General features: G+C 57.4%; 6 protein-coding genes. All 6 read right to left on the bottom strand.

Annotated features, from left to right (window positions below):
* Positions 1-283 (bottom strand): aldehyde dehydrogenase family protein (locus FHL16_RS26120; protein ID WP_138739076.1); only part of this gene is annotated, 283 nt, incomplete at its 3' end.
* 75 nt (positions 284-358) lie between these two features.
* Complete coding sequence (gene phnX / locus FHL16_RS26115; protein ID WP_010461068.1) at positions 359-1,186, bottom strand: phosphonoacetaldehyde hydrolase; 828 nt, start codon at positions 1,184-1,186, stop codon at positions 359-361.
* A gap of 39 nt (positions 1,187-1,225) precedes the next feature.
* On the bottom strand, positions 1,226-2,569 hold the full coding sequence (locus tag FHL16_RS26110; RefSeq protein WP_010461067.1) for an MFS transporter: 1,344 nt from the start codon (positions 2,567-2,569) through the stop codon (positions 1,226-1,228).
* A 265-nt stretch (positions 2,570-2,834) separates the two neighbouring features.
* Positions 2,835-4,001: a 2-aminoethylphosphonate--pyruvate transaminase gene (locus FHL16_RS26105; protein WP_077749699.1), complete on the bottom strand. Its 1,167-nt coding sequence runs from the start codon at positions 3,999-4,001 to the stop codon at positions 2,835-2,837.
* A 306-nt stretch (positions 4,002-4,307) separates the two neighbouring features.
* Positions 4,308-5,699: an FAD-dependent oxidoreductase gene (locus FHL16_RS26100; RefSeq protein WP_077749698.1), complete on the bottom strand. Its 1,392-nt coding sequence runs from the start codon at positions 5,697-5,699 to the stop codon at positions 4,308-4,310.
* Positions 5,700-5,747: 48 nt separating this feature from the next.
* Positions 5,748-6,098 carry a RidA family protein gene (locus tag FHL16_RS26095; protein WP_077749697.1) on the bottom strand — a complete coding sequence of 117 codons (351 nt, stop codon included), beginning with the start codon at positions 6,096-6,098 and terminating at the stop codon, positions 5,748-5,750.
* Positions 6,099-6,214: the final 116 nt, after the last annotated feature.

The following is a 6,214-nucleotide window of genomic DNA, read 5'->3' as shown; positions in this document are numbered from 1 at the left end:
GGTTCTGTTCAATGCGGTCGGCGATTTTCAGCAGCACCAGCGAGCGCGCCTGGGCGGACGTGGCGCCCCAGGCATCGGCAGCGGCGAGGGCGGCGTCCAGGGCTTTGTCGATGTCTTCGGCCGTGGAGCGCGGGAATTCGGCAATCGGTTGGCCATTCACTGGCGAGGTATTGGTGAAGTACTGACCTTTGACAGGCGCGACGAACTCGCCGCCGATGTAGTTACCGTAACGGGACTTGAAGGATACGATGGCACCGGGAGTACCAGGGTGGGCGTAGTTCATGATGGCGTTCTCTTGTAGTTTTTGGTTGTGGCCGTCCTTGGGACGGCCACTGTCAGTTGCACAAGCGCTACAGGCTCAAGAGCCCTGAGGGGTTTCGCCACGTGCCAGACGGGCATTGATGTCTTCGATGACCGCCGGCAAATCAACGATGGTGTCGATCAGGTAGTGCGGGCGGGAACCTTCGAACATCTTGACGATGCGCGCGCGTTCCTCGGCCAATTCCTCCAGGGATAAATCCTTGAACTCTTCATAGGTCAGGCCCAATGCATTGCCGGAGCAGGTCAGCGCCACGGTCCACATGCCCGCACTACGACCTTCCAGAATGCCGGGCCAGGTGTCATCGACCTTTACGCACGCGGCGACGTCGCTAATCCCCAGCGCAATCACGTTGGCCAAGGCTTGAGCAGGGTGCGGGCGTCCATTGGGCACTTCGTCAGTCGCCACCACGTGGTCGGTGACATAACCGTTCTTGCGTGCCAGCTCTACGACTTTCTCCATGACCACAGCCGGGTAGCCTGAGCAGGAACCGATTTTCAGGCCCTTGTCGCGCAAGCCGTTGATGGTGTCGAGCGCACCAGGAATCAGCGCCGAGTGCAGCGCGATCTTTTCGATCTGCAGCGGCATGAAGCGTTCGTATAGGGCGGTGACATCATCATCGGTTGGCAACCGACCGAAGGCGGCATGGTAGCGGTCGGCAATCTGTGGCTCGTTGCACAGCGTGCGGATGTGGTCCCACTTGCCCATGCCCATCGGTCCGCGAGCTTCTTGCAGGGAAACCGCAACGCCGAACTCGGCAAAGGCTTCGACGAAAATCTGGGTCGGTGCGAAAGAACCGAAATCAACGACGGTGCCCGCCCAGTCCAGAACCACAGCTTGCAGTTGGGAAGGTTGTTTGTAGTCCATGATGATTGCTCCAGTAATGGGTGAGTGAGTGATTCGGGTTCAGGAGTTGGTGCCGACAATGACCGGTTGCACCGGAGTTGAGGCCAGCTCCTTGCTTTCCACCGTTTTCGGGCGACTGTTCCAAAATGGAATCAACATCAAGCTGGCCAGCAGCGCCGCGACGGTGAACACCAGGAATATGGTGGTGGTGTCGAAATATCCGGGTAACAGGCCGCCGAGGACCGCCCCTATCGAACCGCAACCGTTGACGAAACCTGCGGCGGAGGCCGCACCGTCCTTACTGCCGAAATCAATGGCAGCCGAGCCGCTCATCATCGAATCCGGCCCGTAGAGTGTCAGGCCCATCATGAATAGCAGGCCAACCACCATGTAAAGACTTCCGCTCTGCATGGCGGGGACGAACAGCGCAAGGCAAATGGTGAGAAGAACCAGGCTAAGGACACAGGCCGGCATACGACGAGCACCGAAGTACTTGTCTGATGCGATACCGATGAGGATCGGACCTGCCAGACCCGCTAGTTCAAAAGCCGTTGGAACGATTGCGGATGCCACTTTGCCAATCTCGGGCATCCGTTCGTAGATAATGACTGGCCCCCACAGGAGGATCGCGTAGCGCGCTGGCTTGAGCATGAAATACGCGAGGCCAAGCACCAGCACAGTTCGATTTTTCATCACCGTGCGCAAGCCAGCCCACATACTTTCGCGCGGAACTGCGACCTTGCTGACGGGTTCTATTTCGATCTCGACGGGAGGCAGGCCGACATCTTCTGGCTGGTTGCGCTGCAGGAAAAAGAACAATACCGCTACAACCAGTACCACCACCGCGCTGCTGATGAACGCTATGCGCCAGTCATGGTACTGGTTATAAGCCCACCAACCGGCAAACGGTGTTGCTACCAGACCCCCGAAGGCGTAGCAGGTGCTCCAGTAACCCAGTACGCGGCCGCGTTCGCCAGTGCTGAAAAAACTACCGACGTTCTTGCATAGGCCAGACCAACCGGTGGACTGAGCAAGGCCCTGGATTAACATGCAGGAGGCGAAAATCGGTAAGGTGGCGTAAGTGCCCATAAGTAGCGCAGCTAACGCGGAAATGACGAGCCCGCTAAGTACCACGACCCTCGGGCCGAAGCGGTCAGAGAAGTTGCCCCAAAGAAACTGTCCGACTGCATACGCGGTAAGGTAGAGGGCATCCAGATTGGCCATCATGGACTTTTCGAGGATGAAGTTCGGGTCTTCGCCAATACCCAGTTTGGCGACAGAAAACGCCTTGCGGGTAAAGTAGAAGGCGGCATAGGCCACCCAGGTGATGAGGAAAATTTGCACGCGCCAACGCTGGAGCGATTTCCAGCCGGTTGCGAGAGGACTTGTAGCATTCTTGTTCATGGTGTTCTGATCCCGTATGTGGTGCCAGACAGCGCAAAGTAATTGTTTTTGTTTTCGGTACAGAAAATCTGTCCACGCACACGACATCGATTAGATGGCAGTGAATGGCATCAGGCTTTAAGTTTTAAATTGCCACGGTCACTGACTGCTGCTCGGCATTGCCTAGCGATAAGTCACCGGATCCATGTTTTAAAAAAAGATCCCTGTCCAAAGGTGCTACCCATTGCACCTGTGCTCGAATTGACAAGAACCTTTAAAGGGGCGGTCAGCCTGTCGGCTGTTGCATGTCGACGTTCATCGCCACAAGACTGTCGGCGATGGCGCGCAGCAACTGGTGGACGATGTATTCGTCGATCTGGCCGATACAGCCAATACGGAAACTTTCGGCTACCGTCAGTTTGCCGGGGTAGATGATGAACTGACGGGCTTTGAGTTCATCGTAGAACCGTTTGAACTCAAAATTTGGATGTTCTGGACTGAAGAACGTGGTGATGATTGGCGACAGCCAACGGTCCTCAAGCAATGTTCTAAAGCCAAGTTCGCGCATGCCGGTGACGAGTACATCGCGATTGCGGGTGTAGCGCGCCAACCGGCCATGCACGCCGCCTTCGGCAGTGTGTTGCTCCAAGGCTTTATGGAACGCTACCACGCTGTGGGTCGGTGGCGTGAAACGCCATTGGCCAGTGCGCTCCATGTAAACCCACTGCTCGTAAAGGTCGAGGCTGAGTGAATTGGCGCGGCCTTTGGCGGCCTCGATCACGGAGCGACGGATGATAACGAAACCGAACCCCGGAATACCCTCGATGCATTTGTTGGCAGAAGACACCACCACGTCGAAAGGTATTTCATCGACCGTCAATGGCACAGCTCCGAAGGAGCTCATCGCATCGATGATCAGGCTCTTGCCATGCGCTTTCACCACATCGGCAATTTGGCGCAGCGGATTGAGAATGCCGGAACTGGTTTCGCAATGGACGAGGAAGACGTTGGTGACGTCCGGGTTATCCCTGAGCAGGGCGTCCACTTCCTCAGGCTGGGGCGGCAAGTAATCCCCTTTGTCCAGGGTGATAAACGCGCGACCCAGATACTCCAGGGTCTTGGTGGCGCGTTGGCCATAGGCGCCATTCATTAATACAAGCGCTTTGCCGTCTCGAGGGATGGCAGTGGCCAAAGCAGCCTCCACCGAATAGCTGCCGCTGCCTTGCAAAGGCACGCAGACGAAGCTGTCGTCCTTTATGCCTGCCATGCTGAGCAAGTTCTGGCGAACTTCAGCAGTGACTTGATTGAAGGAAACATCCCATGAACCCCAGTCGCGCAGCATCGCTTCCTTGGTGGCTTTGGACGTGGTCAACGGGCCTGGCGTCAGCAGGTAAGGTTCACCCAAGGCTGGCGTAGCCAGCGCTTGTGTGGTCGGGAATTCAGCTTTGGTCATGATCTTCTCCGGCGGTGTTGTTTTTGTAAGGAGTGATGCATGGGCCAATAAAAACACTCGCCTAGAAATAACTGAAATCGATTTATCACATGTCAATAACAAGCTGAGCTTATAAGTGAGCATGTTGGATCTCGCGCTCTATTATCGCGATTCCATGGTTATCGGGTTCAGATCGCCGCGCCCTGGGCGATCAAAGGCTACTGGGGCGGCGCGACGCATCCGTGTTGTAAACAAAAAAACCGCCCGGCCAATGGCCAGGCGGTTTTTAGTGGCAAGCGTAAATGTTTTCGCTGCGTGATGGAGGCGTTAGCCCTTGTCTGACTTGCCAGCCGCCGCGGCGAATTTCGCCAGACGCACATCCAGTCGACGGGGGCGCAGGTTGTGGTCCTCGGCGTGCTCCTTGCGGCGAATGGCGTTGCGCACCATCAGTGAGCCCAGGTAACGGATCGGCTCCGGTGGGAAATGGCCGAGTGGACCTTGCACCAGCGGCGAGCGTGTCCATGGGTTGTCCATCCCCAACACCAGCGATGAGAGGATTTTCCCTCCCATATGACACGGACCGACGCCGCTGCCGGAATAGCCGAAGCCATAAAAGATGTTGCCGCTAGCGCCCATGCGACCGAAGAACGGTAGCCCGGTGACGGAGCGATCGGACGGGCCATTCCAGGTGGCGGCGATGCCGACATCGGCAAAGTCCGGGAAGAACTCCGCAAGGGTGTTGCGCAACAATCCTTTGTAGGGCGAAGGCTGGTCGAATACGGGCAGGATGCGCCCGCCGTAAGCGAAGGTATTGCCACCTTTGCCGAGCATGATCCGGCCGTCCGGAGTGTTGTGGTAGTAATGCACGAAGATACGTGAGTCGAGCACGGTGACCCCGCTGGTCAGGCCTATGCGCTCGAGCAGGTCAGGTCGTGGCTCAGTAATAATCATGTCGCTGGAGACGATGGCTACCGACCGCGAGAACTGTGGAAAAGCACGGGCCATCCAGGCGTTCATCGCCAACACGACACGATCGCAGGTCACTTTCCCGTTCGGCGTGTTGACGATGGTGGGCAGCCCCTCTTCCAAACCGGTCATCGGCGAGCCTTCGTAGATGCGCACACCCAACTCCATTGCGACTCGACGCAGACCACGCACCAGCTTGCCCGGCTGCACACTGGCTGCCGCCGGCGAGAACCAGCCTTCAACGTGTCGGGTTGAACCCGCCATACGCTGTACGTCAGCTAGCGCGCATTTGGAGAAAGAGTTGATGCCATTGCGCTCCAGCGCGGCGATCACCCCGTCTGTCGAACCGACCTGAGCGCGGTTAGTCGCCGTGTAAAGCGTGCCATCGAGACGGTAATCGGCATCAACTGCGTACTTCTCGCAAAAGCTGCCGATGGCGTAAATACTCTGCTCCGATTCCTTGACCAGGCGTATTGCCTCCTCGACGCCGAACAAGCGTTCCAGGGTGAAGTACTTGGCCGACCAGGACAGTGCACAGCCGCCGTTGCGCCCACTGGCACCGGCACCGCAGATGTCGGCTTCGACGATGACCACGTCCAGCTCGGGATTCTGTTCTTTGAGCATGATCGCGGTCCACAAACCGGTGTAACCACCACCGACAATGCAGACATCGGCGCGGGTGTTCTGCCGCAGCGGCGGGCAGGGCGAGTCGGGTTGAGTTTTCAGGGCCTGATCGAGCCAGTAGGGGCGCATGAGGTCATCTCCGTTGGAGCGGTTTGAGGGCAGGGTTTCAGGAAGCAATCAGCCGCATGCGGCGACCACGATCATTTCCACGCGCCAACCGGGGTCGATCAAATCCGCCAGGGTGCAAGCTCGTGTGGGGGCATGGCCTTCGGGAAAGAACGCGTCCCAGACTTTGTTGAGCCCTGCATAGTCCTCGCGATGGGCGAGCAGGATACGCACCGAAAGCACCTGCTTGCGGCGGCTGCCGGCACTGAGCAATAGCTGCTCAATACCGGCGAGCACCTCGCGGGTCTGCTCCTCGATATCGCCCCTGAGGTCGCTGGCAACCTGGCCTCCGATGTAGAGGTGGTTGTCGTACCGGACCATGTCCGAGCGGCGTTTTAGGGCTGTGAAACGTTCGATTTCCATTAAGCATTCCCAGGTTGATAGGAGGGCGCAGTGTTCGAACACTGGTCGGGGCTTGTGAAAACCATGCTTGCAGTTCATCGTCTATAAATAAAATCGATTTAACGTATGCATGAATA

The organism is Pseudomonas sp. FSL W5-0299 (genome assembly GCF_005930655.1).
Taxonomy (GTDB): domain Bacteria; phylum Pseudomonadota; class Gammaproteobacteria; order Pseudomonadales; family Pseudomonadaceae; genus Aquipseudomonas; species Aquipseudomonas mandelii.
This window is presented reverse-complemented; position numbering and strand designations above follow the sequence as displayed.

Excerpts from the sequence above, each read along its gene's own strand:
- FHL16_RS26105 (WP_077749699.1), bottom strand. The coding sequence starts at position 4,001 with ATGACCAAAGCTGAATTCCCGACCACACAAGCGCTGGCTACGCCAGCC.
- FHL16_RS26100 (WP_077749698.1), bottom strand. The coding sequence starts at position 5,699 with ATGCGCCCCTACTGGCTCGATCAGGCCCTGAAAACTCAACCCGACTCG.
- FHL16_RS26110 (WP_010461067.1), bottom strand. The coding sequence starts at position 2,569 with ATGAACAAGAATGCTACAAGTCCTCTCGCAACCGGCTGGAAATCGCTC.
- FHL16_RS26095 (WP_077749697.1), bottom strand. The coding sequence starts at position 6,098 with ATGGAAATCGAACGTTTCACAGCCCTAAAACGCCGCTCGGACATGGTC.
- phnX (WP_010461068.1), bottom strand. The coding sequence starts at position 1,186 with ATGGACTACAAACAACCTTCCCAACTGCAAGCTGTGGTTCTGGACTGG.